The 26,240-nt window shown below is 43.6% G+C and carries 23 protein-coding genes and 1 riboswitch; of the genes, 11 read left to right on the top strand and 12 right to left on the bottom strand.

Annotation, left to right across the window (positions count from 1 at the left end; all coding sequences use genetic code 11):
• The first annotated feature begins 9 nt into the window (after positions 1–9).
• The 5 genes from hepC to G5B30_RS13180 all read left to right on the top strand — a co-directional run bounded on the left by hepC (position 10) and on the right by G5B30_RS13180 (position 10,075).
• A complete protein-coding gene (hepC, locus tag G5B30_RS13160; RefSeq protein ID WP_165320463.1) occupies positions 10–2,076 on the top strand; it encodes a heparin-sulfate lyase HepC in 2,067 nt (688 codons plus the stop codon).
• A 50-nt stretch (positions 2,077–2,126) separates the two neighbouring features.
• A complete protein-coding gene (locus G5B30_RS13165) occupies positions 2,127–4,235 on the top strand; it encodes a surface glycan-binding family protein (RefSeq protein ID WP_165320464.1) in 2,109 nt (702 codons plus the stop codon).
• Positions 4,236–4,246: 11 nt separating this feature from the next.
• The gene (locus G5B30_RS13170) at positions 4,247–7,393 is read left to right on the top strand and encodes a SusC/RagA family TonB-linked outer membrane protein (RefSeq protein ID WP_240903213.1); all 3,147 of its coding nucleotides are present in this window, start codon (positions 4,247–4,249) and stop codon (positions 7,391–7,393) included.
• A 17-nt stretch (positions 7,394–7,410) separates the two neighbouring features.
• Complete coding sequence (locus tag G5B30_RS13175) at positions 7,411–9,105, top strand: RagB/SusD family nutrient uptake outer membrane protein (protein ID WP_165320465.1); 1,695 nt, start codon at positions 7,411–7,413, stop codon at positions 9,103–9,105.
• A gap of 88 nt (positions 9,106–9,193) precedes the next feature.
• Complete coding sequence (locus G5B30_RS13180) at positions 9,194–10,075, top strand: heparin lyase I family protein (protein WP_165320466.1); 882 nt, start codon at positions 9,194–9,196, stop codon at positions 10,073–10,075.
• 33 nt (positions 10,076–10,108) lie between these two features.
• Here the strand turns inward: G5B30_RS13180 and G5B30_RS13185 are convergent, their stop codons facing one another.
• Complete coding sequence (locus G5B30_RS13185) at positions 10,109–10,792, bottom strand: phosphoribosylaminoimidazolesuccinocarboxamide synthase (RefSeq protein ID WP_165320467.1); 684 nt, start codon at positions 10,790–10,792, stop codon at positions 10,109–10,111.
• A 70-nt stretch (positions 10,793–10,862) separates the two neighbouring features.
• Between G5B30_RS13185 and rsmI the strand changes: the two genes are divergently transcribed.
• The 4 genes from rsmI to G5B30_RS13205 are packed head-to-tail and all read left to right on the top strand — an operon-like array spanning position 10,863 to position 15,114.
• Positions 10,863–11,528: a 16S rRNA (cytidine(1402)-2'-O)-methyltransferase gene (gene rsmI, locus G5B30_RS13190; RefSeq protein ID WP_165320468.1), complete on the top strand. Its 666-nt coding sequence runs from the start codon at positions 10,863–10,865 to the stop codon at positions 11,526–11,528.
• A 32-nt stretch (positions 11,529–11,560) separates the two neighbouring features.
• A complete protein-coding gene (locus tag G5B30_RS13195; protein ID WP_165320469.1) occupies positions 11,561–12,328 on the top strand; it encodes a PH domain-containing protein in 768 nt (255 codons plus the stop codon).
• Positions 12,329–12,333: 5 nt separating this feature from the next.
• Positions 12,334–13,947 carry an apolipoprotein N-acyltransferase gene (lnt, locus tag G5B30_RS13200; RefSeq protein WP_165320470.1) on the top strand — a complete coding sequence of 538 codons (1,614 nt, stop codon included), beginning with the start codon at positions 12,334–12,336 and terminating at the stop codon, positions 13,945–13,947.
• 36 nt (positions 13,948–13,983) lie between these two features.
• The gene (locus tag G5B30_RS13205; protein WP_165320471.1) at positions 13,984–15,114 is read left to right on the top strand and encodes a cysteine desulfurase family protein; all 1,131 of its coding nucleotides are present in this window, start codon (positions 13,984–13,986) and stop codon (positions 15,112–15,114) included.
• A 1-nt stretch (position 15,115) separates the two neighbouring features.
• On the opposite strand, the gene G5B30_RS13210 is transcribed toward G5B30_RS13205, so the two are convergent.
• Both G5B30_RS13210 and G5B30_RS13215 read right to left on the bottom strand, forming a co-directional pair.
• Positions 15,116–15,388, bottom strand: a complete 273-nt coding sequence (locus tag G5B30_RS13210) for a chaperone modulator CbpM (protein ID WP_165320472.1) — start codon at positions 15,386–15,388, stop codon at positions 15,116–15,118.
• 4 nt (positions 15,389–15,392) lie between these two features.
• Positions 15,393–16,307 (bottom strand): DnaJ C-terminal domain-containing protein, encoded by a 915-nt coding sequence (locus tag G5B30_RS13215; protein WP_165320473.1) that lies wholly within the window; start codon positions 16,305–16,307, stop codon positions 15,393–15,395.
• Between the two features lie 136 nt (positions 16,308–16,443).
• On the opposite strand from G5B30_RS13215, the gene G5B30_RS13220 reads away from it, so the two are divergent.
• Complete coding sequence (locus G5B30_RS13220) at positions 16,444–16,956, top strand: DUF6141 family protein (RefSeq protein ID WP_165320474.1); 513 nt, start codon at positions 16,444–16,446, stop codon at positions 16,954–16,956.
• Positions 16,957–17,036: 80 nt separating this feature from the next.
• Positions 17,037–17,104, top strand: a riboswitch (Fluoride riboswitch).
• A gap of 28 nt (positions 17,105–17,132) precedes the next feature.
• Positions 17,133–18,446, top strand: coding sequence for a voltage-gated chloride channel family protein (locus tag G5B30_RS13225; protein ID WP_206367124.1), 1,314 nt, complete (start codon positions 17,133–17,135; stop codon positions 18,444–18,446).
• Here the strand turns inward: G5B30_RS13225 and G5B30_RS13230 are convergent.
• The 9 genes from G5B30_RS13230 to G5B30_RS13270 all read right to left on the bottom strand — a co-directional run bounded on the left by G5B30_RS13230 (position 18,443) and on the right by G5B30_RS13270 (position 26,172).
• Positions 18,443–20,008, bottom strand: a complete 1,566-nt coding sequence (locus G5B30_RS13230; protein ID WP_165320475.1) for a M28 family peptidase — start codon at positions 20,006–20,008, stop codon at positions 18,443–18,445. The genes G5B30_RS13225 and G5B30_RS13230 overlap by 4 nt on opposite strands.
• Positions 20,009–20,011: 3 nt before the next feature.
• Positions 20,012–20,443 (bottom strand): ribose 5-phosphate isomerase B, encoded by a 432-nt coding sequence (gene rpiB, locus G5B30_RS13235; RefSeq protein ID WP_165320476.1) that lies wholly within the window; start codon positions 20,441–20,443, stop codon positions 20,012–20,014.
• Positions 20,444–20,453: 10 nt separating this feature from the next.
• Positions 20,454–21,320, bottom strand: coding sequence for a twin-arginine translocase subunit TatC (gene tatC / locus G5B30_RS13240; protein WP_165320477.1), 867 nt, complete (start codon positions 21,318–21,320; stop codon positions 20,454–20,456).
• Positions 21,321–21,397: 77 nt separating this feature from the next.
• Positions 21,398–22,759, bottom strand: a complete 1,362-nt coding sequence (gene accC / locus G5B30_RS13245) for an acetyl-CoA carboxylase biotin carboxylase subunit (protein ID WP_165320478.1) — start codon at positions 22,757–22,759, stop codon at positions 21,398–21,400.
• A 79-nt stretch (positions 22,760–22,838) separates the two neighbouring features.
• On the bottom strand, positions 22,839–23,330 hold the full coding sequence (accB, locus tag G5B30_RS13250) for an acetyl-CoA carboxylase biotin carboxyl carrier protein (protein WP_165320479.1): 492 nt from the start codon (positions 23,328–23,330) through the stop codon (positions 22,839–22,841).
• Positions 23,331–23,397: 67 nt separating this feature from the next.
• Entirely contained in the window at positions 23,398–24,387 is a 990-nt protein-coding gene (locus tag G5B30_RS13255) for a beta-ketoacyl-ACP synthase III (RefSeq protein ID WP_165320480.1), read from the bottom strand.
• A 6-nt stretch (positions 24,388–24,393) separates the two neighbouring features.
• A complete protein-coding gene (gene plsX, locus G5B30_RS13260; protein WP_165320481.1) occupies positions 24,394–25,332 on the bottom strand; it encodes a phosphate acyltransferase PlsX in 939 nt (312 codons plus the stop codon).
• 104 nt (positions 25,333–25,436) lie between these two features.
• Entirely contained in the window at positions 25,437–25,628 is a 192-nt protein-coding gene (gene rpmF / locus G5B30_RS13265) for a 50S ribosomal protein L32 (RefSeq protein ID WP_071790457.1), read from the bottom strand.
• 13 nt (positions 25,629–25,641) lie between these two features.
• A complete protein-coding gene (locus G5B30_RS13270; protein ID WP_165320482.1) occupies positions 25,642–26,172 on the bottom strand; it encodes a YceD family protein in 531 nt (176 codons plus the stop codon).
• Positions 26,173–26,240: the final 68 nt, after the last annotated feature.

Below are 26,240 nucleotides of genomic sequence, written 5' to 3' on the forward strand. Positions count from 1 at the left end.
ATAGAAAACATGAAGTACTTCTTTTATATACTCGTAGCCATTGCGCTTTCTTCCTGTAGTAAGGAAGTTGAGCCCGGCAGTACGGGTGGCCCAGAAAATGGTGGACCTGCCAAGCCAAACGGTGTGATCAATGCTGCCCTTTTTGAGCAGATCAATTTGGATTATCCGGGATTGGAAAAGGCTAAGGCACTTTATGAGGCGGATATGTATTACGATGCGGTCAGCGCCATCCTTACCTATTATCGGTTGAGAAGCGGTATTACCAATACCAGTGTTTCGCTGCTTAACGTAACAGCGACGGAAGATGATAAGTCAAAAGCGAATTACGCATTGGATAATAATCGCTTTTTTGTCAATAACTATTATGAAGATGGAGCGACGAAACAACCCTATTCGTTAACCAAAGATGGAGCGATAAATTGGTTGTTTGAACCAGCAGGTGCAGATAATGAATACCAAAAACAGTTGCACCGCCACCAATGGTTCGTTCCGCAGGCTAAAGTATATCGGGTCAGTAAAGATGAGCGGTATATTCAATCGTGGATCAGTGTGTATAACGATTGGTTGAAAAATAATCCCATGCCAGCAAGTGGCACCAATACGACCACGTGGTGGCAACTTCAGGTTGCAGAACGCGTGTTGGGACAGACACAGCTGTTTGATTACTATAAAAACTCTGTAAATTTTACGCCAGAATGGTTTTCTGAATTTATGGTTCATTTTGCTGAACATGCTGATTTCTTAATCAGATATCCGTATTCGGAAGGAAATATTTTAATAGCACAAGCGAGTGCGCTTGCCTTTGCAGGTGTATTGTTTCCCGAATTTAAGAATGCATCGACATGGATGGAAACGGGATTTGAGACGTTAGGGACAGAAGTGCAAAAGCAATTCCTCGATGACGGGATGCATTATGAATTGGATTTCAGTTATCACATTAGTGCTATTGCTGATTTTTACGAGGTGATGAAGCTCGCAGACGCCAACAAGCATATTGTAGGTCCGGTAGCGGCCGATTTTAACCAATATCTGCATAAGGCTGCACAAGTAGTCATGCATTTTACGTATCCGAACTATTTTACGAATCCGAGCAACGGCTATCTTGTACCGGGTTTTAACGATACCCGCCAAAGTTCTTGGACCAGATCTGTACTCAACCGTAACTACACACGGTATAATGAAATGTTTCCCCAGGACATGGAGTTGTTGTATATGGGCACCTACGGGCAACGTGGTACGAAACCCTCGACGGCTCCGAAAGCTTTTACGACATCGGGGTATTATGTGCTACGGAATGGATGGGATCGTCTGTCGACCATGCTGATTCTCAGTAACAATTATTCAGAGAACTCCATGGCTGTATGGAGCCACAATCAACCGGATAATGGCACTTTTGAACTTTATCATAAAGGGCGAAACTTTTTTCCTGACGCAGGTGTATATGCCTATACCGGCGATGGTGATAATACAGATCGGCTTTGGTACCGTCAGACAAAGGTGCATAATACAATGACACTGGGTGGCCAGAATATTGCGAATGCGAAGGGCAAGTCTCTCGCTGTTGTCTCTAACGGCTCAACTGAAATAATAGCGACTGAAAATCAAGGTTATAATAACTTGAAACATCGCCGTTATGTATTCTTTGTCGATAAGAAATTCTTTGTGTTGGTCGATGAAGGGATAGGGACGGGAACAGGTACAGTAAATCTGAATTTCAATCTGTGCGAAGGTGATAGCGAAGTCATTATCAGCACCGACAAAAACGGCGCACATACGGCCTTCGCAGACGGTAACAATATACTGGTTCGTACATTCGGAAATGGAAGTTTGACGACAGTTCCTTTCAATGGAAAAGTATCTTATACACCGGGAGTATCCTTCGACCGTAAGGCTTATTCGGTAAATATGATAAAAAATGATAACCAGACGGTGCGCTATATTACCGTCTTGTATCCTGGCGAACAGGCTGGAACAATTCCCGTTACCGCAGCTTTTACACAACCTTTTCGGGACTCAGGCGTTGATCTTCAAGTCAGCGTCGATGGCATTGCCTATAATCTTACTTGTAATTTATAACACATTTTATTATGGACCTAATACATATAAAACTTAAATTAAAACAATGCATGTCATGGGGATTGATCCTTCTGTTTGTCACGACAGCGTGTAAGAAAACGGAAGTCGTGGATAGCGCAGATTTTACACTGTACTACACCGGTATGACAGATATAGGCCCGTCGATGACGGGAATAATCAGTTCACCTTCCTTTATTGGTGGTACACCTTCTGACTTTAAAATTGTCCGCATCACGCTGGATGACGTAGCATATTCGGGCGGTGGTTTTGAGATCGATCCGGAAAAAGGTGAAATCAGTGTACGTGAAACAGCCGGTATGCCAGTAGGGTTGTATAAACTGACCATCAGTTGTTCTGCGAACGGTATCCAGCATGAGTTTGCCGATATTGTCGAGGTGAATATGATGAAACCTGTCCCGGATGGTATTGCCGTTGTGCCGAATAAGCTCACTGTAGACTATGGTGATGTCATCGATGCTACAAGTGAGGTAGAACTACCTACGGCGCAGGTTACAACCGACGGCGACCACGTGTCTATTCGCAAATATGAGATTGCACAAAGTGATTTCTCCAAATATTTTGATATTTCCTCTACTGGACTTATATCTATTGTACGTGGAGACAATACGCTTGTGCCCGGCAAATATGTGCTGTCGCTCAAATTGACGACAGGCGCATCGGGAGAGGACGAAGGCATCTTTGAAAATGCAATCGAGATCAATATTACGTCCAAACCTTTAGCGTTGACCTATGCCCCTGCATCGGGCAAGATCGAGGAAGAAACGGCCTTAAGTGGTAAAACTACCTACACCAGCACCGTACCGGTGCTTAAAGGTTCTCCGGATGATTTAGTGTATACCCTAAAAAGTGTAACACCTGCGACCGATAAAATAAAGATTGACCCCCAAACAGGTGTTATATCCGTAGCGCAGGACCATGGTCTAGTAGCTGGAGAGGAGTTCCAGGTCTCAGTGAATGTAAAGAATATCTATTCCGCAGAGGGCGTAGATTTTGAAAATGTATTCCTACTGCAAGTGGTTGAGTTTATCGAGCCCATACAAGGTTTTGCTTACCCGAATGTGCAGGCGATACAGGCTGTTCCCTTTGATAATGATCTGAATCCTGGATTCAAAGGGGACGAAGTGCGTTTTGAATTTGTAGACTTACCGGCAGCATTACAGGGGAATATTTCTATCGATCTTCAAGGAAAGATCAGTGCCGAAAGAGGAAATACTATTCCAATTGGTAGTTATACGGTACGTGTCAAAGCAACGAATCCGAAGAGCGAGGAAGCCAATCCGACTATCGCGTCATTTACGCTGACCGTCAGTGCAAATCCGAATTTCTTTACATTTGTGCGGTATGGCAATAATCTTGGTCTGACACCTGCGGAAAATTATGCAAATCAATTCCGTATTGCGGCGGGTACTTCTACGGCCGGATTTAGCAGTGGTGTGGCGGAAACAGATGCAACAGTGTCCTTAGTTTATGAAATTAGCCAAGTTCATCAAGCAGGCGGAGCAAGTATCAATTCAACCACCGGCGAAATCACATTAGGCGGTAGTAATCCGAAAACGAGTCAATGTGCTATTATCATGGTTACAGCGACAGCTGGTAAAGGGACGCCATCGGAGTATTCGGTGAAAACCCCGATCTTTTTTCATAACTCAGAACCGGTAAATTCGGTGTTGGTAGAGTATTCACCTTTTGTTTTTCAGGTGAATCCTAACTCAGGGGGGCACTCGGCAAATCCGGTAATTACCGGTGTTAGTGATATGTCTAATTTTTTTATGGATTACAGACGGACATTCAATTACTATAATTTCTTTGGTACGCATATGGACGGACAGCCGAGTGTTGAGGGTTCGTTGATGCGCCAGCTTTTCAAAAATTACGCTGATTCTAAAGGCACTAATCCAAACTACGGTTCTAAAGATGCCCTTTCCTATTATAGTAATACGGGGAATCTCAGTTTGCCTTTAGCCTATGTTGATCCGAATACGTATAGCGTAGTAGTCAATCCGAATAGATGGATTGCGGATGGTGAGCCGGCAAATGGTACTATGATCGGCCAGATTACATTTTCATCTGATTTAACGACTATAAATAATGGAAGTCAGATATTCCCAATTGTTTTATGGTTTGACACGAAATTTTAAATAGAACAGACATGTACAATATGATAAAAAAGATAAGTATAGATAAGGGTAACATCATGTTCATCTTGGCCCTACTGTGGTCTGTAAGCCTATATGCACAACGCGTCACGGTAAATGGCACCGTCCTGAATGAAGCGGATGTTCCGTTGAAAGGAGCTTCGGTGTCGGTCGTCGGACAGTCAGCCAGTACGACAACGGATGAAAGTGGAAAATTTGCTTTGCGCATCAACCAGGGGCAGACTTTGGAGATTAGCTATTTGGGCTATGTGGCTCAAACACTTCGTGTCAGCGGTCAGAATGATTTTATCATTCGCCTACAGCCCGAAGCGTCTGCTCTGGAGGAAGTCGTCGTCGTGGGGTACGGTACCAGCAAGCGTAGCGATTTGACAGGCTCTATCGCATCGGTCAGTGGCAAGGAAGTCGAAGGTTTCAAGTCAAGTTCTGTGCTGGAAGCCATGGGCGGAAAAGTTGCCGGGGTACAGATTACACAATTCGATGGCGAGCCCGGCTCTGGGTTTTCGGTCAACATCCGTGGTGTAGGTACATTGACAGGTGATGGATCTCCGTTGTATATTGTAGACGGTTTTGAAGTCAGTAGTTTGGATTTTCTATCCAACACGGATATCGAGACAATCGACGTACTCAAAGATGCATCGGCTTCGGCGATATATGGTGCTCGTGCAGCGAATGGCGTGGTGCTGATCACGACCAAATCGGGTAAGATCGGCAGGCCGCGGATCACGTATACCGGTTCGAGTACCAATCGTCGGATTTATAAGGAAATGGAACTATTGAGCCCCTATGAGTTCGTCAAACTACAGGCAGATGTCAACAGCAATTATGCCAATACATACTACCGTGAGGGAGAGGATGACGAAGGTGTTCCCTATCGTTATCAGACAGCCGAAGATTACATCGGTGTTTCCGGGATAAACTGGCAAGCCGAAACGTTTCGTCCGACCTGGTCCATGGATCATAATGTAGCAGTCAACGGCGGTGTGGAAGCAACGAAATACAATTTTTCGTTTAATAAATACAATGAAGACGGAATTTTTAATAACAGTGGTTTTGACCGGACAACGGCCAACATGCGGATCAACCAGAAGCTGACCAATAAGATTACCTTGGATGCTCGGGTAAGTTATGCAAACGTTATGCGGTCTGGTGTAGGTACTACTGCGGACAATGGACGTTTTAATATGCTGGCACAGATTTTCAGTGCACGTCCTACCGGTGGCTTACGGATTGATGATTATACATTGTTAAATACCGCTATAGACCCCGAAATGTTGGAAGATGGCCAGAGTTTGGCACAGGTCAATCCGGTTTTGCAAACACAATCGGTAACCAATAATAGGGGACAGGAACAATGGGTTGCCAACATGTCTGTCAACTGGGAGATCATCCGAGGCCTTACGTTTCGGTCTGCGGGAACATACAATACGACCAACAGACGAAATGATCTGTTCTATAAAACTGATTCGAAAGAAGCCTACCGGAATGGGCAGAAACCCTACGGGCAGACCCAGATGGGCAAAGATGTGCGATGGGTCAACTATAATAACCTGACTTGGAAAAAGAAAATTGATGACAAAAATCAATACGATGTCATGATCGGGCAGGAAGCTTCCTACCGTAGTTCGGAAAGTCTGTTAGGGCAGTCAATGGATTTTCCTTTCGACAATCTGGGCAATGATAATTTGGGTGTTGGTGCTACCCCGAGTATTGTCACATCGGACTTTTTCGATAAAAAGCTCTTATCCTTCTTTGCACGGGCCAACTATAATTATGACAGTAAATATTTGTTGACGGCAACAATGCGGGCAGATGGCTCTACTGTATTTTCCAGTAAAAATAAATGGGGATACTTCCCTTCCTTTGCAGCCGCTTGGCGTATCTCGGAGGAGGGTTTCATGAAAGACATCCGGGCTTTATCCAACCTGAAACTTCGTGCCGGGTGGGGCGTCGTGGGGAATGACCGCATTTCGAACTTCCTTTCGTTAGACCTCTATGAACTGAGCAAATATGGCATCGGAACGACTACCTATATCGTATTGACACCCAAACAGCTCAAAAACGAAAATCTAAAATGGGAAGGTTCTTCGACAATCAATCTGGGGCTGGACTGGGGATTTTTCAACAATCGCCTAAGCATGGTTACGGATTTCTTTATAAAAGATACAAAAGACCTTTTATTGGCACAGGCATTGGCTGAGGTAACGGGCTTCTCGTCTCAATATCAGAATATTGGAAAAATCCGGAATAAAGGTATAGAATTGAGCATCACAGGTAAACCCATTCAAAAACGGGATTTCTCCTGGGAGTCGGCTTTTAATATCTCCTTTATCCGGAATGAGCTGGTATCACTGCAGTCGGGGGTAAACGCCATGTATAGTCGTTCGGGTTTTGATGGAAATGTAACCGACAACGATTATGCCGCTATCGTCGGCCAGTCCTTAGGGCTTATTTATGGTTATGAATTTGATGGGATCTATCAATACAGTGATTTCAATACGACACCGGATGGTACATTAATGCTGAAAGAAGGAATAACCAACAATACGCGTTTCTCCAGTATAGAGCCGGGTATGGTAAAATATACAGACCAGAATGGAGATGGTATTATCACGACAGATGATCGCACGATCATCGGGAATGCAATACCGAAATGGTTTGGTGGTTTTACTAATACCTTTAATTATAAGGGTATTGATTTGAGTGTCTTTGTGCAATTTAACTATGGCAATGATATATTCAACGCTACGCGGATGTATGCGACACAATCTCGTTCGGGACGTCGAAATATGTTGGCCGAAGTGGCGGATAGATGGACGCCTACGCATGCCTCCAATAAAGTGCCGTCTACCAATGGCTATGTGACGAACGATATTTATTCACGTTTTGTAGAAGACGGCTCTTTCTTACGGTTAAAAAATGTAGCTTTAGGTTATACCTTGCCAACTTCATGGACAAAGAAAGCTTATGTATCTAGTGCCCGTCTATTTGCTTCCGCACAAAATTTGGTGACCTTTGCAGGATACAGTGGCTTTGATCCGGAGGTCAGTAGCTTTGCACGTAATCCGATGACTCCGGGTGTAGACTGGGGAGCCTATCCTCGAAGTAAAGTCTTCACGTTTGGATTGGAGTTTCAGTTTTAATTAAAAACAAAGAAAAGATGAAAAGAATAATTTATTATATCCTTGTACCGGCGTTACTTTTGGTACATCTGTCCTGTTCAGATTATTTGCTGGAAGAGTCAAGAACAGAAATCGATAAGAGTACGTATATGCGCAATGCTGCTGAAGCCGAGAACGTCCTATTGGGAGTTTATCGGAATATGGTAACGGATGATATGTATGGCTATCATCTTTCTATCCTCTTTACGATGGGAACAGATATTTCTCAGGTAGAGGGTAGCTCGAATGAGAACTTCCGTATCATACCGACAAATTCGTTTTCTGCCAATCAGGCCGAGATACAGGAGACATGGGGCATGTTATACAACTCCATTTATAATGCCAATGATTTTCTGGAAAGTATAGAACAGAAGATGGTAACCTATTCGCAGGTCGATCAAGAGTTGGCTACAATCTATATGGCTGAAGCGAGAGGATTGCGTGCTTTATATTACTTTGAATTATTGCAACGGTTTGGGCATATCGCTTTGATTACGAATACGAGTATGTCGTATCAACATCCGTCGACGTTTGTGCAGGAAGATCCTGTCAAAGTATACGAATTTATCGAACAGGATTTGCAGTATGCGGCGGAAAATCTCCCTTACGCAGTGGATGATACGTATCGAAGCAACAGTAGTTACCGCTTCTCTCGTGGATCGGCATTGGGATTATTGGCCAAGGTATATGCGACATGGGCCGGTTACCCGGTTCGGGATGAGTCAAAATGGGAAATGGCTGCTAAAACCGCCCAAATATTGGTCGAATCCAATAAGCATAGTCTTTTAAGCGACTATGAGCAACTGTGGAAAAATGCTGGCGCAGGTATCTGGAATCCGCAAGAAAGTTTGATCGAAGTTTCATTTTATTCACCTACAGCTACGCTTGGGTCTGATCCCGTCGGACGTATTGGGAAATGGAATGGTGTGAAAACTTCAGCCATTGCTGGTGTGCGTGGCCGGAATGCAGGGAATGTAAAGGTAATACATACTTTTGTGCTGGATTGGCGGACTTATGCGGAAGACTTGCGCAGGGATATTTCCGTAGCAAATTATCAGTATAATGATGATAAAGTGCTATATGCGAAAGGAGCAAGTGATAGTGAGGAGACCGCACAGGCGAACGATGCTGATCCGACCAAACGGCAAAAGGAAAAGCAAAATTATACGCCGGCTAAATGGGATACAGAGAAATATGTCCCGCAGAGCAATAGCCTGATTAATAATGATAAATCGAATGTCAACTGGTATGTATTACGTTATGCAGATGTGTTGTTATTGTATGCCGAAGCTTTGAATGAATGGAAACATGGGCCAACGACTGATGCATATACAGCTATTAACATGGTGCGTAGAAGGGGGTATGGACTCCCTGTTGAAGCGGCGAGCAATTTGGCGGATATACCTGCTGGTCTGGGAGAGGGTGCTTTTCAGGAAGCTGTTCATAAGGAACGTGCCTTTGAGCTGGCTTTTGAAGGACATAGAAGGCTTGATCTTGTACGTTGGGGTGTATATTATGAAACCGTAAAGGCTACTGCTGAAGCATTGGGGTCGTGGTGGGAATCTGCTGGATCACCAAATTATGTTGTGGGACAGCCTGGTTATACGACAAAGGGCAAGCACGAATTGTTTCCCATTCCCCAACGGGATAAAGATTTAATGACGCAGTTTGACCAAAATCCACTCTGGGAATAGTATATTCTTAATAATATGCTAGATAATATCTTCATTCAACTCTTCAAGGCAGCCAAGATCCTTGAAGAGTTTTTTAATTAAATACCATATGGAAAATAGAATTAAAAATTATCTATTGGCGATTTGCATACTATTAGCCATAGCCTGTTGCGGAAAGAAAGAAGTAGCCAGTCCGCCAACGGATAAAAAAGAGGGTACAAAAACTTGGCTTCCGAAAGATGAAAATCCGGTTAATGATACTATTCTGAACGTGGATTACGAGTCGGGTACACTCAACTCGGGAATTGTCGGTATACGGGGTACAGTGGCTCCGGGAGCCGATGCGGCATACATCATTAGTCCTAGCAGAAACAGTACCCGGGGGATTGCCCATAAAGTTACGTTGGGCGAAGCCGATTATTATTCTGCGGAAGCCTACAGAAGCGAAGCCGACGCGCTGGAGTACTTGCCTGCGCTGTTTTTTCCAGGTATGGAGCGTCGTTATGAATTTAGCGTTTACCTAAGAGACTGGGAGCCGTGGAATACAGTCGATACACCTTATGGAGACAATATTTTTCAATTGAAAGTCTCGGGGGGTGACCCTGTGCCCGTCAGGCTTCTGACCAAACGACATGCTATTACCGTTCGGTTTGGACCAGCTGGAAACGGCATCGTGATAAGCGATTTCAGACCTAATATCAACAGATGGATAGATTTTAGGATAGACGTAAAATGGACTACGGACAATACGGGTTATTTTAAAATTTACACCAAATATGAAGACGAAACCGCGTATGTTTTGCGTTTTCAGCAAGATAATTTGGTAACCTTTACGGGTACCCAGTTGAATAATGGACAAAAGGGTTATATCAAATGGGGTGTATATCGTGAAGCAGGAAAAGATGATGAGGGGAATGTTATATTAACGGATAATGTGCTTACCCGGATTGCCTATCACGATAATATCCGTATTATTAAATTGGATGATTAGACCTGCCCGAAGAAAGAATCTTTTAAGCGTATATTAACTCAAAAATATCTTTTCCAGCTCGAGCGGTGGTATATAGGTTCCACCTTGATACACTCGCATATTTCCCCCCGAAATCTCGTCGATCAAAAGAAGTTGGTTGGTGGCTTTGTCGTAACCAAATTCCAATTTAATATCGTATAGCTCCAATCCTTTCTTTGCCAGCTCTTCTTTTACGATGTCACAGATCTGTCGGGTCAATTCCTTAAGTTCCTGATATAAAGCGTGCGGTAGAATGCCTAATTGGGCAAGTGCATCGTCCGAAATAACAGGATCCCCGCGTTCGTCATCTTTGATGGTAACTTCCACGAAGCGATCCAGGTCCTGACCTTCGGTACAGTAAGCCGCATAGCGCCTATAGAAACTGCCGACAGCTTTATAACGGCAGATAACTTCCAAACCTTTGCCCAATACCTGTGCTTCTTTTACGGTCATGGATACCTCATCGAGATCCGCAGCGATAAAATGTGTGGGGATGCCGCGGCTATTCAGTAATTCATAAAAAAATTTGGTCATCTTCAATCCCGATTTTCCGGCCCCTTCAATAGTTAGTCCGACGGTATTGGCTCCCGGGTCGAATACGCCATTTTCACCTGTGACATCATCTTTGAATTTTAATAGAATTTGGTTGTTGTCCAGTTTGTAGACATCTTTGGTCTTACCTTGATATATCAAATGCATAGTTGTAACGTTAAGGCCCGCAAATTACCAAAAATAGCTTTACTATGCGTAAAAAAGTATAACTTTGATCATGCTGTATTTAGTTCCTACCCCTATAGGCAATCTGGAGGATATGACTTTCCGAGCCATACGTATCTTGAAGGAATCGGATGTTATTTTGGCCGAAGATACGCGCACCAGTGCACCTCTACTCAAACATTTCGGTATCGACAAGAAAGTATTTGCCCATCATCAACATAATGAACACAAGGCGGTATCGGAGATTATCAAATTTCTGAAAGAGGGTCAGCAAATAGCCCTCATATCGGATGCGGGTACTCCCGCTATTTCGGATCCCGGATTTTTGCTTGTCCGGGAAGCTATTAAAGAAGGAATTACGGTACAGTGCCTGCCGGGCGCCACAGCTTTCGTTCCGGCATTGGTCAATTCCGGATTGCCAAATGACCGATTTTGTTTTGAGGGTTTTTTACCCGTCAAGAAAGGTCGGCAGACGCGATTGAAAGCGTTGGCGACTGAAAAACGTACCATGATTTTTTACGAATCGCCTCATCGCTTGTTGAAGACCATCGATGAACTGATCCATTATTTTGGTACAGAACGGCAAGCATCCATTTCGCGGGAACTCAGTAAAATCTATGAGGAGAATGTACGCGGAAGTTTGCTTGAACTGAAACAGCATTTTGAAAGCAACGTCATCAAGGGTGAGTTTGTGTTTTGTGTGGCCGGATTAGAATAGTTAACTTTACGCATACGATTTAAAGAAGGAATATGGATAAATTCATACAGGATGGTCAGGATCCCAAGGTTGTTGAAAAGATATATAAGAAAATCATCGATATGCTGACCCATGGCGAAGCAATCAATTATATCGCCATACAGAAGAAACCGGCAGTGACCTTGTTTCCGGATAGCATAACGATCAGTAATAAGCGGATTTTTTTGTGTGAGTTTACCAAATTGGGGCTGGCCACGAATTTTGAGATTTTCTCCTGGACAGACATTAAGGATATCGCCTTTAAAGAAGAAATATTTGGTTCCAAAGTGACCGTCATACCCTTTACGGGAGAGAATTTGAGCATTGACTACATTCCGAAGGTGCAAGCCAGAAAGTTATACCAGCTCATTAAGGATGCACTGGAAAACGGTAAGGATGTGGTAGTCAAAGAAGGACATCACGCTCCTGTCGCTCCTCCCGTGATGTCGACAAATGCAGAAGGCAAAGTGCCTTCAATCAATGATATGTATCGCCAGCGGGCAGCAGATAAAGAAGATTCTACCGAGCTAACGGAAGCAAACGATGATGATACCTCAGTAGAAGAAGAAAAGTTTCCAATCGAGGATGCGACGGCGGTAGATGTGGGTGCTCCGGATCCTCTTGTTGAGAAGGAGGAAGCGCCTATTGTAAATCAGCCCTTGACAGAAGAAGATGATGAACTGACGTTGAAACTTAAAAAACTAAAAAGTCTCTACGATAAACAGCTCATAACGAGAGCGGAATACGAAAGCAAAAAATCTGAACTTCTTTCTCAATTATAGTATACGTGAAAAACAACTATTTATTAGCGCTGCTGAGTGCCTTCATACTGTGGTTGGCCTGGCCACCTATACCCTACAGTAGCTTTCTCCTATGGATAGGTTTTGTACCGTTACTGGTCGCTGTCGAACGGGTTATGCGTAGCGATGTTGACAAGAAAGGAAGAAAAATATTTGGACTGGCTTTTCTGACGGGAGTCGTCTGGAATACCGCTTCGATCTATTGGGTATTTCATGCTATGCATGCCTATTTGCCGACGGTGGTATCTTTACTGATTGCCTTAATACCGTTTTGTCTGGCACCCCTGCTCATGGCCACGGCATTTCGATTATACTATCAATTGCGTAAACGTTGGGCGATAGGATGGAGTTTCATGGGGTTGGTCTCCTTTTGGATCGCCTATGAATACCTTCATCAGTCCTGGGATTTGGCTTTTCCTTGGATGACCTTGGGCAATGGCTTTGCCAATTTTCATGAAATCGTGCAGTGGTATAGTATTACGGGCGTATATGGAGGTACGCTGTGGATCTGGGGAATTAATATTCTGCTGTTTCTTTTATATTGGCAAAAGACACAAAAGGTATATATTCTGCCCCAACGTAGACTGGCGATAGCAACAATCGCCGCGATTGTTATCCCTGTGACGGTATCTTTGGTTCAATACTCCGGCTATAAGGAACATGTTAATCCTTCGGATGTGGTTGTTGTGCAACCTAATATCGATCCTTATGGAAAATTCGGTTCTATTCCTCCTGAAGAGCAGTTGCAACGGCTTATGGAACTTTCCGCCAGCGTAGCTCGACCGAATACCGAGTTTTTTGTCTGGCCGGAGACTGCTATTTCCGCGCGTGGGGGAATTAATGAAGAGGAGTTCCGGTCTTATCCGAGCTACCAGTCCATCGTAGACTTTTTAGGCAATTATCGCAACGGCAATGTCTTGTCCGGAATAGAAAGTTATGCTTTGTTCCCGGAGCAACAGACACGTACGGCCCGATCTTTTGCCGGGCAGTATGTTGATAGTTACAATGCTGCGGTGCTTATCGACGGCTCGAGCAAGCTTCAGTTTTACCATAAGTCTAAGTTGGTACCGGGTGTCGAGCAGATGCCATTCGGTGGCGTTCTGGAATTTATGAAGCCGCTTTTTAAACATTTTGGTGGTACTACCGGTGGATATGGACGAGATACTGAACCTTCAGTTTTTTATGCCCAAAGTGGGATAGGAGCGGCGCCGGTCATTTGTTATGAATCGATTTGGGGTAATTATGTGCGTCAGTATGTGCAAAAGGGAGCCCAGTTTATTGCGGTTGTCACCAATGACGGCTGGTGGGAAGATACATCAGGAAAAGACCAGCACTTGGATTACGCCCGGTTACGTGCGATCGAGAACCGTCGTTGGGTGGTTCGTTCAGCTAATACGGGTATATCAGGATTTATCAACCAACGTGGCGATATCGTCCAGCGTACCGAATGGTGGGTGCCCGCAGCGCTTCATCAGGAAATTAATCTTAATGAGGAACTGACTATTTATACAAGGATAGGGGATGTAGTGGTGTATCTGGCATTGGTAGGAGGAATATTATCACTTTTCAGTTTATGGTTGCCTATAACAAAATCGAAATAATTCCATATTTCGTGGGCAAATCCCTAATTTTGCATCATGCAAATATATTTAGACAATGCCGCGACCACACCCTTAGACCCAGAGGTTATTGACGTGATGGTCGAGGTCATGAAGGACGACTTTGGTAACCCTTCTTCTATACATGCGCATGGCCGCCGTGCGAAAACAATTGTCGAAAAAGCGCGTAAAACCATTGCCCAACTGCTCCATGCTTCTCCTGCAGAAATTTTCTTTACGTCGGGTGGAACAGAAGCGGATAATATGGCAATTGTTCGATCTGTGGAAGATTTGGGTGTTACGAATATCATCACTTCTGCAGTAGAGCACCATGCTGTTTTGCATACCGTGGAAGAACTGGAAAAGACGGGAAAGGTGTTTCTCCACCTGGTGCAGTTGGATGCGACGGGTAATGTAGATTATGAACATCTGGAACAGCTATTGGCTGCTCATCCGAAAGCATTGGTGTCTTTAATGCATGCAAATAACGAATTGGGTAATCTCACGGACATTCAGCGGGTGTCTGAGCTGTGTCAACAATATAACGCTGTATTCCACTCGGATACCGTGCAGACCATGGGGCATTATCCGCATGACTTATCGCAATTGCACATTGATTTTATTACCGGCGCGGCGCACAAGTTTCACGGTCCGAAGGGTGTAGGCTTCTTATATATCAATTCAAAAAATAAGATTAAACCTTTCATCTACGGGGGAGCGCAAGAGCGTAATATGCGAGGTGGTACCGAGAATGTATATGGTATTGTCGGCTTGGCGAAGGCTTTGGAAATCGCCTATCGTGATATGGAGGAACATCGGGCTTATATACAGGGATTGAAAGATTACATGATAACACGGCTTCAGGAGGTTATTCCGGATGTCCGTTTCAATGGTAATGTCGATGCGGATCAATCCTTATACACAGTGCTGAACGTGTCTTTGCCTTGTACGGATATGGATGATATGTTGTTGTTTAATCTGGATATCGATGGGATATCGGTGTCGGGCGGCAGTGCTTGCAGTTCGGGGTCGAATATTGGTTCACATGTGCTTCAGGCGATACAAGCAAAGAATGATCGGCCTGCTATCCGCTTTTCTTTCAGTAAAAACAATACGCGAGCGGAGATCGATATTGTGGTTGCGAAACTGCAGGAGATTTGTAGGGGATAAATTACCCACGTTTTAGAGCCCGAACTTCCTGTTGTAACTGTTCGATACGCTCCAAAAGGCGTGAAACTACTTCAATACCTTGCATGTTGAGCTCTAGATCGTAATGCCAATTGGAGAACTTTTCAATCAAGGGTAATTGCTCTTCATCGATGCAATCCTGCTCATTCTCGAGGATGATTTCAATGAGTCCATTACGATAGAGTTCGTATATAAAGGTTTCTTCGAGTCGATGAACTCGACAGATGTCGACGATTTTGAATAAAGTACGTTCCATAGCGCTACTTACTGATGTCTGCTAATTGTTGTATAAGTTTCTTCTGTTCCTCGTTCAGATTCGTCGGCAGCTTAACCAACACCTCCGCATAGAAATCGCCGAAACTATCCTCTTTTTTATAAACTGGAAAGCCTTTTCCCCGAAGCCTGATCTTGGTGCCACTTTGCGTTTCCGGTTTTATTTTAACTTTGATCTTCCCCGACAACGTTTCTACGATGGCCTCGCCCCCCAAAAGCGCCGTATAGAGGTCAATTTCTACTTTGGAATAAAGATCATTTCCTTTCCGTTGAAAGCGCGGGTCACTCTTTACGAGAAAAGTAATGTAAAGATCGCCTTTTGGTCCACCATTCGTTCCTTCGGAACCCTGACCTTTCAGCCGGATCTTTTGGCCGTCTTCCACACCTGCCGGAATGGTGATACGGATATTTTTGCCATTAATCGTAAACGTCTGTTGGTGGGTTGTTGCAGCCTGGGATAACGTCAATTCGACTTCAGCCTGATAATCTTGTCCGCGATAGGCACTTCTCCGTCCACCACCAAAGCGTGAGCCGAACATCTGTTCGAAAAAGTCGGAGTACTCGCCCGTATCGTAGTTGCCGCTGTAGTTGAAGTCAAAACCCTCGAAAGGATTTTGGGTACGGCCACCACCTGACTGTTGGCGATACTGCTGCTGTGCACGGTCGTATTCTTCACCATGCTTCCAGTTTTCACCATACTGGTCATATTTTTTTCTCTTTTCCGGATCGGTCAATACTTCGTTCGCTTCATTGAGTTCCTGGAACTTCTTTTTCGCCTCTTCGTCATTGGGATTTAAATCCGGATGATATTTACGTGCGAGCTTGCGATACGCTTTTTTGATGTCGTCCGGACTGGCCGACTTGTCAAGTCCTAATACCTTATAATAATCTAAAAAAGCCATATTGTGTTGTTATCTCCTGTTAATTTACGGCATATCATACAACAAAACAAAAGCGGCTTTAGTTTTTCTGCCAAGAAAACGAAAAAGTCCTATTTGTTTTCGTAAATTTAATGTGCGAAGAATGGCATATTGAGAAATGGACAATGAAACTTTATTTGTAGAAAGACAAAGATTTAAGCAATGGTGGATTTGGTTAATCCTGCTGATCCTTAATGGGTTTTTCCTCTACGGTGTTTTTAAACAAGTTGTCGGTGGACAGCAATTTGGTGATAAGCCGATGAGCGACACTGAACTTTTAATAGCTACGGGACTGACCATCATATTGACATTGTTATTTGTTAGCTGTCGTCTTGTCACCCAAGTTAAAGTAGATGGAATATATGTTCGTTTCTTTCCTTTTCACCTCAAATATAAACGTTATCCTTGGGATATCTTGACCAAGTGTTATGTCAGAGTGTATTCGCCGATAAGCGAATATGGAGGTTGGGGATTGCGGTTTAGTTTCTTTGGAAAAGGCAAGGCATATAATGTTTCGGGCAACAAGGGGTTGCAGCTTGAGTTTACCAACGGTAAGAAACTACTTATTGGCACAAACAAATCAGAAGAACTTATTAAAATATTACATCAGATTGGCCAATTGAAGTCCTAAGAAGCTTCCAATAAAACCAAGAGATCGATTTTGCTGTTAAGCATACGTGAATATAAAGCATTTTATGTAAGTTTGCAGCAGACAAAAAAGGAAATGGTGTTCTTCCTTACCCAACCGCTCCAAAAAAGCTGATGACGCCTGATTAATTAAATGTTGACAATTTAATCAGGTGCGCCATGTCTAAATACAAACAAAGTACAATTCGTAGAAAGATAAACCTCTCCACTCGATTATTCTTTCGTAAATACCCCGCCATTTCTTATATCATTAGGTGGTTTTTCATCAGTTTGTTTATCGGCGCGTGTATTGGCAGTGCTTCGGCCGGCTTTCTGATTTCGTTGGATTGGGCAACCGATTTTCGGGAAAATCATCTTTGGTTGATTGCCTTGCTTCCTGTTGGAGGTCTGCTCATTGGACTCCTCTATCATTACTTGGGTAAAGATGCCGAACAAGGTAATAATCTTCTGATCGACACTATCCATCAACCGAAACGGATCATACCTTTCCGTATGGCCCCGTTTGTGTATATCGGAACTATTGCTACCCATTTCTTTGGAGGTTCAGCAGGGCGGGAGGGAACGGCCTTACAGATGGCTGGGGCGATTGCGGACCAATTTTCAAAACCATTCCGCCTCTCATCCCCGGACAGGGTGATACTCATCATAGCGGCGATTGCTGGGGGATTTGGATCCGTATTCGGTACACCCTTAGCGGGTGCAATTTTTGGTCTGGAGTTTTTTCTTTTGGGGCGTATCCGGTATAACGCTATTTTCCCGGCTTTCATGACGGCGATAATCGCCGATTTGGTCACAAGGCTTTGGCAGGCACAACATACGCATTATCATATTGATGTCGTTCCCGATATTTCACTCCTTCCAGTCGTTTATGCTGTTATAGTTGGGGTTTTCTGTGGGCTATGTGCTGCTACATTTAGCAAGATGGTTCACAAAGCAGGCCGTATATTTAAGTCTACGATTGCCTATCCGCCATTGCGGCCTTTTGTCGGAGGTATTCTTGTTGCGTCTGCCGTGTGGGCTATAGGTACTACAAAATATATCGGCTTGGGCATTCCGACAATTGTTGATTCGTTCGAGCAGCAACTGCCGGCGTATGATTTTGCGGTGAAAATGATTTTTACTATTGTCACGCTTTCGGCAGGGTTTAAAGGTGGGGAAGTGACACCATTGTTTTTTATTGGAGCAACTTTGGGGAATGCGTTGGCCTATTTTATTCCCCTGCCCGTAGATCTCCTTGCTGGCATGGGTTTTGTCGCCGTTTTCGCGGGAGCTACGAATACACCTTTAGCATGTAGCATCATGGCGATAGAGCTTTTCGGTGCTGATTGCGGCATGTATGTGGCTATTGCCTGTATAGTTTCCTATTTGCTGTCAGGGCATAGCAGTATTTACCGAAGCCAACTTATCGGTGAACCTAAAAATCGGCGGTTTTGGCACCATGAAGGTAAGCGGATAAATGATCTTCCCTCTTAATCGATATCTACCCGAGGTCTGTTTTCGCGATTGGCGATATCCCATACCACATGAAAAATAAGTTTCTCTCGTTTGACCATCATTGGAAAATCGATTTTATCCACGGTATCTTCGGGGGTATGATAATGCGGGTGTAACCCCGAGAAGAAGAAGAGGGAAGGGATGCCTTGTTGGGCAAAATTATAATGATCTGAGCGATAGTATAGACGTAAAGGATCCTTGGGATTATTATACATGTCGTCCAATTCGAGTTGGATTGTACGGTTGGCGTCTTGGAGGATAGGTTTTAGGTCTGTACTTAATTTGTTTGTTCCAATAACGTGTATGTAATTATGATTGCCATTCAGATGCTTGTCATCAATACGACCGATCATGTCGATGTTAATGCAGGCAACGGTATTGCGCAAAGGTAAAACAGGGTTTTCGACGTAATACTTGGAACCCAAAAGGCCGCGCTCTTCGGCAGCCCATGCGACAAACAGTATACTCCGGCGAGGACCGTGACCTTCCTTTTTGGCTTGAGCAAAAGTCCGTGCCAATTCCAACACAGCTACAGTACCACTACCATTGTCGTCTGCACCCGGGAAATATGTACTGTCGGGAAGTATGCCGTCATGGTCATAGTGTGCACAGACGACGATAATTTCCTCTTTCAGATCTGTTCCTTCAATCAACCCTAACACGTTTGGATCATGCAACTTTTCGGATAGAATACCCATGCGAGCGTGCAGACTTAACGGAATGTTGGAGATTACTGGTTTAAGTGTGCTGGTTACGGTATTTTTGAACTCTTGTAAAGAAGTTTGTGCCTGTTTTAGCATTTCATCTGCAATGGACTCCGTAATATAGACAACGGGCGCTTCTTGTGAAACATCTTTGGGTTCGACTGTTCCCTCATCCAGCTGAATACGACCGAGCAAATTGCGGTTATTACCCTGCTGTATGATTTGTTGGGCCATTTTCCCTGTTGCCAGAATGAGCTGGGGTTTATGTTTGAGCAATGCTTGGATACGTTTGAATCGGTTGACCGACCATTCCGATTTATATTTTTTACCGGTTATCACCGAATGTCCATTACCGTCCATGGGTTCGTCTTCGTTGAGCAGCAAGACGACTTTTCCCTTGATATCAATTCCTTTTAACTCATTGTATTTGGAATCTTGTATACCGTAGCCAATAAAAACAATTTCTTTGGCTTGGAAATCCTGAAAGGTGTTGTCACCTTGTACGAAATATTCCCGACCATATGCCAGCGGTATATTGCTTATTCTAAATTCATTGACCTTATAAGATGTTCTTCGTAAAGCAACGGGCTGGAAGTAGGAGTCCTTAACTATGGGTATAAGCCCATAGTCCTTAAAATGATCCGCGATATAGCGCGCAGCCTTTTGACCTCCAGCTTGGCCTGTTCCGCGTCCTTCATAGGATTTAGAAGAGAGTACGGTCAGATGTTCTTTTGCCGGCTCCTCCTTTAATTCTTCCACATAACGAGACGGACTCTGCGCTAACGTGCAGCTGTTCGTCAGGAACACAATAAAGAATAAACTCAGAAACGGCTTCATAATCTACGCACAGGAAATCTTATTGACACGGTTAGCATGTCGACCACCTTCAAAATCAGTAGTGGTGAAGGTCGTCACAATCTTTTTGCTCAGGTCCATGTCTATAAACCTTGCTGGAATACATAAGATATTAGCATTATTGTGCTGACGGGCCAAAGCTGCAATTTCATTTTGCCAGGCTATGGCAGCGCGTACCCCTTGATGTTTGTTAGCCGTAATGGCAACACCATTGGCACTGCCACAGATCAATATCCCCAATGTATGTTCACCATTTTCAATAGCACTGGCGACCGGATGTGCATAATCCGGATAGTCTACTGAATCGGCATTCGACGGACCATAATCCTGCACGTCGTGTCCGAGATGCTTTAAATGATTAATGATTTCTGTTTTATAATCAAAACCGGCATGGTCGCTTCCAATGGCTATTTTCATGATTTTTAGTTTATGTGTTATAAAATTCTTTTTCTTTTAAGTCTCGTTGCTTTTTGACCCGTGCGGACACCATGATGCTAAGTTCGTAAAGCATGAACATAGGAGCACTGACCGTAAGCAACGTTATGACGTCGGCCGTAGGGGTAATGATAGCGGCTATAATCAAAATAATAACAATGGCATACCGCCGGCTTGCCCGCATAAACTGCGGTGTCATCAAGCCTAGTTTGGACAGGATGAATATCAAAATGGGTAAGAGGAAAATAATCCCACACCCCAATGTTAATGTAGCGATGGTAGATAGATAAGAATCGATTGTAATTTGGTTCGTTATTTCATCGCTTAGTGACACGTTGGCTAAAAAGTTGACAGATAGCGGAACCACAATATAATAACCAAATAGCGCGCCAATAACGAATAGAAGAGTGGCGTAGAACACAAATCCATTTGCCGACTTCCGTTCGATATCGGTCAGTGCAGGTTTGATGAATAACCAAACTTCGAACAGTAAGTAGGGGAATCCTAATGCAACGGCCATCAACAGACAGGAGTTGATTTGTAGCATAAATTGCCCCGCCAGTTCTGTATTGATAATATTGAAAGGAATCCGTTCAACACAAAATCCATCCAAATGGAGCACATCTCCCATTTTGCACATCATGCGGTAGGTCCAAAAATCAAGACTTTTAGGCCCCATGATGATTTGGTTGAAGATAAAATCGTAAAAGCTAAACGATAATATCGCAAAAACCGTGACAGCGATGACGGCCCGGATGATATGCCAGCGAAGGACTTCCAGGTGTTCAAAGAAAGACATTTCAGCCTCAATACTTTTCCCTTTTTCCTTTATGGCATTTAATAATTTTCTACTAGACATATACAGATGTTACTCGAATAACAAAAATACCATTCTTTGTTGTAAGAATGGTATCTTTTCAAATGAAAACAAAATTTTTACGCTTCCTCTTCGTCCGGATAAGCAGTCAGATCGAAAGTTTCCATAAACTTCGTGGTAAAATTTCCTGCTCGGAAGTTTGGATCACGCATCAATCTCAGATGTAAGGGAATGGTTGTTTTCACGCCTTCGATGACAAACTCACTCAAGGCTCGTTCCATGGTGGAGATTGCTTCTTCGCGTGTTTGTGCCACACAGATGAGCTTTGCAATCATCGAGTCGTAGTTTGGCGGAATAGTATATCCAGAGTATACATGTGTGTCTACACGGACACCATGCCCTCCCGGAGAATGGAAGTTTGTGATCTTACCCGGTGAAGGGCGGAAATTATTGAATGGATCTTCCGCATTGATACGGCATTCGATAGCGTGCATGGTCGGTTCGTAACTTTTCCCTGAAATAGGAATACCTGCGGCTACTTTGATTTGTTCTTTAATCAGATCAAAATTGATGACCTCTTCCGTAACGGGATGTTCTACCTGGATACGCGTATTCATTTCCATAAAATAGAAATTGCGGTGTTTGTCCACGAGGAACTCGATCGTTCCGGCACCTTCATATCTTACCGCTTGTGCTCCTTTGATGGCTGCTTCTCCCATCTTGGCTCGTAGCTCTGGTGTGATAAAAGGAGACGGGGCTTCTTCAACCAATTTCTGGTGGCGGCGTTGTATGGAACAATCCCGTTCTGATAAGTGACATACTGTACCGTATTGGTCACCGATGACCTGTATCTCAATATGGCGAGGCTCTTCAACGAATTTTTCCAGGTAAATGCCATCATTGCCGAATGCGGCAGCAGCCTCCTGGCGAGCTGAGTCCCAACTCGGTTCAAACTCTTCGTCTTTCCAAATAATCCGCATACCTCGGCCACCACCACCCGCCGTAGCTTTGATGATGACAGGATAGCCGATTTCGTTGGCCAATTTGATGCCTGTTTTGACGTCGGGTATCAAACCGTCCGAACCGGGAACTGTCGGTACGCCTGCATTTTTCATGGTGTCTTTTGCAGACGATTTATCACCCATTTTTTCAATCTGGTCTGCCGTAGCACCGATAAATTTAATGCCATATTCGGCACATATAGCCGAAAACCTTGCATTTTCGGATAGAAAGCCATATCCCGGATGGATAGCATCTGCGTTCGTTAATTCAGCTGCTGCTATGATGTTTGGGATATTCAGGTAAGAATCTCTACTGGCAGGAGGACCTATACACACGGCTTCGTCAGCAAATCTCACATGGAGGCTATCCCGATCAGCAGTAGAGTATACGGCTACGCTCTTGATACCCATCTCCCGACAGGTGCGAATGATTCGTAGGGCTATTTCCCCTCTATTGGCAATTAATATTTTCTTAAACATCTATTGTAATTTTGACTAGATAAGTCTATTATCTCAAATCTAATATCTAAATACTAACATCTAAATACTAATATCTAAGTTAAGAGGGGTCTACTAAAAATAAAGGTTGATCGTATTCGACCGGTTGTGCATCATTTACTAATATTTTCACAATTTTCCCAGAAACTTCAGATTCGATCTCATTGAACAATTTCATCGCCTCTATAATGCACAATACTTTGCCTGGTGCAATTTCATCGCCTACATTTACGAAAACAGCTTTATCTGGCCCAGGTGAACGATAGAAGGTACCGATCATGGGCGACTTGATTGTTATCAAGTTCGCGTCGTTGCCCGAAGCGGATGCGGGGGCAGCAGGTGTCGTCGGTGCTGCTTTTTCGGGTGCGGCCGCAGTAGGAGCAGCAGCTACAGGAGCTGGCATCGCCGCAGGAAGAGTAGCCGTGACATATGTCGGTTCCTGATTTGTCTTTATTGTAATCTTGAAGTCCTTTTCTTCGATTGATACTTCATTCACGCCTGATTTTGATACAAATTTAATCAGATCCTGAATTTGCTTGATATCCATACTCATAGCTAGTAGGTTTTGTTTTAATTTACGTTAAAATTTAATGTCTTAAAATACCCAAAAAGCGGAGGATTTAATACGCCCACTTCAAATATACGGAACCCCAGGTAAAACCGCCACCGAAAGCGGCTAAAATGAGGTTATCTCCTTTTTTTAGTTGTTTTTCCCATTCCCAGAGGCAAATCGGGATTGTGCCGCTGGTCGTATTGCCATATTTATGGATGTTGACCATAACCTTTTCTTCCGGAAGACCCGCCCGTTCTGCCGTAGCGTCGATAATGCGTTTATTAGCTTGATGGGGAACCAGCCACGCGACATCTTCCGATGATAAATTGTTGCGCTCCATGATCTCTGCGGCAACATCGGCCATATTGGTAACGGCAAATTTGAATACGGTACGCCCCTCTTGATAGGCATAATGTAAGCCTGCTTCGACTGTCTCATGAGAAGCTGGATGTAAAGATCCTCCAGCTTTAATATTGAGATACTGTCCACCTGAACCGTCTGTTTTGAGAATAGCATCCTGGATACCATTGCCTTCGGTATTAGGTTCTAATAACACAGCTCCACAACCGTCCCCAAAGAGGATACAGGTGTTTCTGTCCTTGTAATTGACAACGGATGACATTTTATCTGCGCCGATGACGAGGACTTTGCTGTGTCTCCCTGATTCGATAAATTGCGCGGCTGTAGTCAGTCCAAAAAGGAAGCCTGAACAGGCCGCTTGCAGATCATAACCCCAGGCGTTCGTCGCACCTATTTTGTCTGCTAAGATATTGGCTGTGGCCGGGAATAGCATGTCGGGTGTACTGGTGCAGAAAATGATGAGTTCAATTTCTGTGGCAGCAATACCTCTTTTTTCTAATAAGCCTTTTACAGCGGGTACCGCGAGGTCGGATGTCGCTAATCCTTCTCCTTTTAGAATACGTCTTTCTTTAATACCCGTACGTGTTACGATCCATTCGTCATTTGTATCAACCATTGTTTCCAATTCGCTGTTGGTCAATACATAATCAGGAACGTACCCGTTTACCGCTGTAATAGCTGCATGAATTTTAGACATAGAATGTTAGTTAAAAGCCGATTTAATCTTGTCAATAAATTTTGATTCGATCATTTCTTTCGATAGTAATACCATATTTTTAATAGCTTCAGGAGTGGAAATACCGTGTCCGATGATCACCGGGGCATTGACTCCTAATATTGGGCTTCCTCCATACTGTTCGTAATTGAATCGATCAAAGAACTCGTCTTTAAAGTTTTTCTTGCGCGTAACGATGTAAAATGATTCGGCCAACTTTAAAACAACGTTACCTGTGAAACCATCACAAACAAATACATCGGCATGGTCACTGAACAAATCGCGGCCTTCGGCGTTGCCGATGAAATTAATTTTTGAATTTGCTTTTAGAAGGGGGTAGGTAGCGATGGTGAGGAGATTTCCTTTTTCTTCTTCTTCACCTATATTGAGGAGAGCAACTTTTGGATTGGATTTGCCGGATATATGTTCGGCGTATAAGCTTCCCAGTAAGGCAAACTGATTCAGCGTTTCGGGCTTACAATCTGCATTGGCTCCCACGTCCAACAGAATGCCGTACCCACTTTTTAACTTGGGAACGTTGGTCGCTATGGCTGGTCTTAGGACGCCTGGAACGGTTTTGACACTGAACATAGCCCCCACTAACATGGCACCGGTATTTCCTGCTGAAGAAAACGAGTCTATTTCACCGTTTTTTAATAATTCGAACCCCTTAGCCACACTGGAGTTAGGTTTTTGTGTGATTGCTTTCGTGGGGTGTTCATGCATGGAAATGTTTTCGGGGGCGTGGATGTAATCAAATAGAGATGGGTCTGCTCCAGCCACTGCTATACTTTTTCTTACCTCTTCCTCATCGCCGAATAGAACTATACGTTGATCGTTTTGAAGGACTTTTTGCGCTTCAATAGCGCCTAATATTGTAGACTTAGGAGCATAATCTCCTCCTAAAACATCTAAACCAATCTTCATCCGTTATTATTTTTCGAATTCAATAATACGCAAAAAACATCCCAAATTAAAGCAAAAAAATAATTTAAGATGCTTATTTGGGATGTTTATTTCAAAAGATTCGCTTAGACAGCTGCTGTATTCTCAATAATCAATTTGCCGTTGTAGTACAAATTACCGTCTACCGTATATGCACGATGAGGTGTGTGAACTGCACCAGTTTCTTTACAAACTGTCAAAGTAGGTCTTTCTGCTTTATAATGTGTTCTTCTTTTATCTCTTCTTGATTTCGAAGTTTTACGCTTTGGATGTGCCATCTCGTATTATTTTTTAATTGTTCCTAATATTCTTTAACGTTGCCCAACGTGGGTCTATATTTTCGCCTTCAACTGACGATTGTTCAATGTTGCTTATCCTCGCAATCATCTCCGGGTCGCATGTAATACCGATACCTTGCTCTTCACACTTGGCATAATAGGGGACTCTTACATTGATATACTCATAGAGTAATGTCGAAATGTCGAGCTCATAGTCCGTTTTGCTAAGAATGATAACTTCTTCTGTTTCTTCATCCCATTCTTCTTGGACAAACTTAACAATGACCCGCTCTTGGAAATCCAGCGGCGATTCAAATGCAGACAGACATACGTCACAAGTGAGTTGTATGCTTCCTTTGATGTCAAAATGGACAATCAGCATATTCTCTTGCTTATGCAACTGTACAGAAGCTGTTAATTTGCCCTTCTTGACTAAGGAGTGTTCAAAGCAATCAAAGAACTTATCATCAATCTCAAATTTAAAATCGTGTTCTCCTGCAGCTAAGCCTGAAAAAGGTATTCTATATTCTCTGAGGTACTTCACAATCCTGTATTTGAGCCTGCAAAATTAATTCTTTTGTGTGAACAAAACAATACTTTTGAAAAATACTT

The organism is Sphingobacterium sp. SGG-5 (assembly GCF_011043525.1).
Taxonomy (GTDB): domain Bacteria; phylum Bacteroidota; class Bacteroidia; order Sphingobacteriales; family Sphingobacteriaceae; genus Sphingobacterium.

Bases quoted from the DNA above. Each gene is read 5' to 3' on its own strand.
- hepC (WP_165320463.1), top strand. From the start codon at position 10: ATGAAGTACTTCTTTTATATACTCGTAGCCATTGCGCTTTCTTCCTGT.
- G5B30_RS13165 (WP_165320464.1), top strand. From the start codon at position 2,127: ATGTCATGGGGATTGATCCTTCTGTTTGTCACGACAGCGTGTAAGAAA.
- G5B30_RS13170 (WP_240903213.1), top strand. From the start codon at position 4,247: ATGTACAATATGATAAAAAAGATAAGTATAGATAAGGGTAACATCATG.
- G5B30_RS13175 (WP_165320465.1), top strand. From the start codon at position 7,411: ATGAAAAGAATAATTTATTATATCCTTGTACCGGCGTTACTTTTGGTA.
- G5B30_RS13180 (WP_165320466.1), top strand. From the start codon at position 9,194: ATGGAAAATAGAATTAAAAATTATCTATTGGCGATTTGCATACTATTA.
- G5B30_RS13185 (WP_165320467.1), bottom strand. From the start codon at position 10,792: ATGCATTTGATATATCAAGGTAAGACCAAAGATGTCTACAAACTGGAC.
- rsmI (WP_165320468.1), top strand. From the start codon at position 10,863: ATGCTGTATTTAGTTCCTACCCCTATAGGCAATCTGGAGGATATGACT.
- G5B30_RS13195 (WP_165320469.1), top strand. From the start codon at position 11,561: ATGGATAAATTCATACAGGATGGTCAGGATCCCAAGGTTGTTGAAAAG.
- G5B30_RS13205 (WP_165320471.1), top strand. From the start codon at position 13,984: ATGCAAATATATTTAGACAATGCCGCGACCACACCCTTAGACCCAGAG.
- G5B30_RS13210 (WP_165320472.1), bottom strand. From the start codon at position 15,388: ATGGAACGTACTTTATTCAAAATCGTCGACATCTGTCGAGTTCATCGA.
- G5B30_RS13215 (WP_165320473.1), bottom strand. From the start codon at position 16,307: ATGGCTTTTTTAGATTATTATAAGGTATTAGGACTTGACAAGTCGGCC.
- G5B30_RS13220 (WP_165320474.1), top strand. From the start codon at position 16,444: ATGGACAATGAAACTTTATTTGTAGAAAGACAAAGATTTAAGCAATGG.
- G5B30_RS13225 (WP_206367124.1), top strand. From the start codon at position 17,133: ATGTCTAAATACAAACAAAGTACAATTCGTAGAAAGATAAACCTCTCC.
- G5B30_RS13230 (WP_165320475.1), bottom strand. From the start codon at position 20,008: ATGAAGCCGTTTCTGAGTTTATTCTTTATTGTGTTCCTGACGAACAGC.
- rpiB (WP_165320476.1), bottom strand. From the start codon at position 20,443: ATGAAAATAGCCATTGGAAGCGACCATGCCGGTTTTGATTATAAAACA.
- tatC (WP_165320477.1), bottom strand. From the start codon at position 21,320: ATGTCTAGTAGAAAATTATTAAATGCCATAAAGGAAAAAGGGAAAAGT.
- accC (WP_165320478.1), bottom strand. From the start codon at position 22,759: ATGTTTAAGAAAATATTAATTGCCAATAGAGGGGAAATAGCCCTACGA.
- accB (WP_165320479.1), bottom strand. From the start codon at position 23,330: ATGAGTATGGATATCAAGCAAATTCAGGATCTGATTAAATTTGTATCA.
- G5B30_RS13255 (WP_165320480.1), bottom strand. From the start codon at position 24,387: ATGTCTAAAATTCATGCAGCTATTACAGCGGTAAACGGGTACGTTCCT.
- plsX (WP_165320481.1), bottom strand. From the start codon at position 25,332: ATGAAGATTGGTTTAGATGTTTTAGGAGGAGATTATGCTCCTAAGTCT.
- rpmF (WP_071790457.1), bottom strand. From the start codon at position 25,628: ATGGCACATCCAAAGCGTAAAACTTCGAAATCAAGAAGAGATAAAAGA.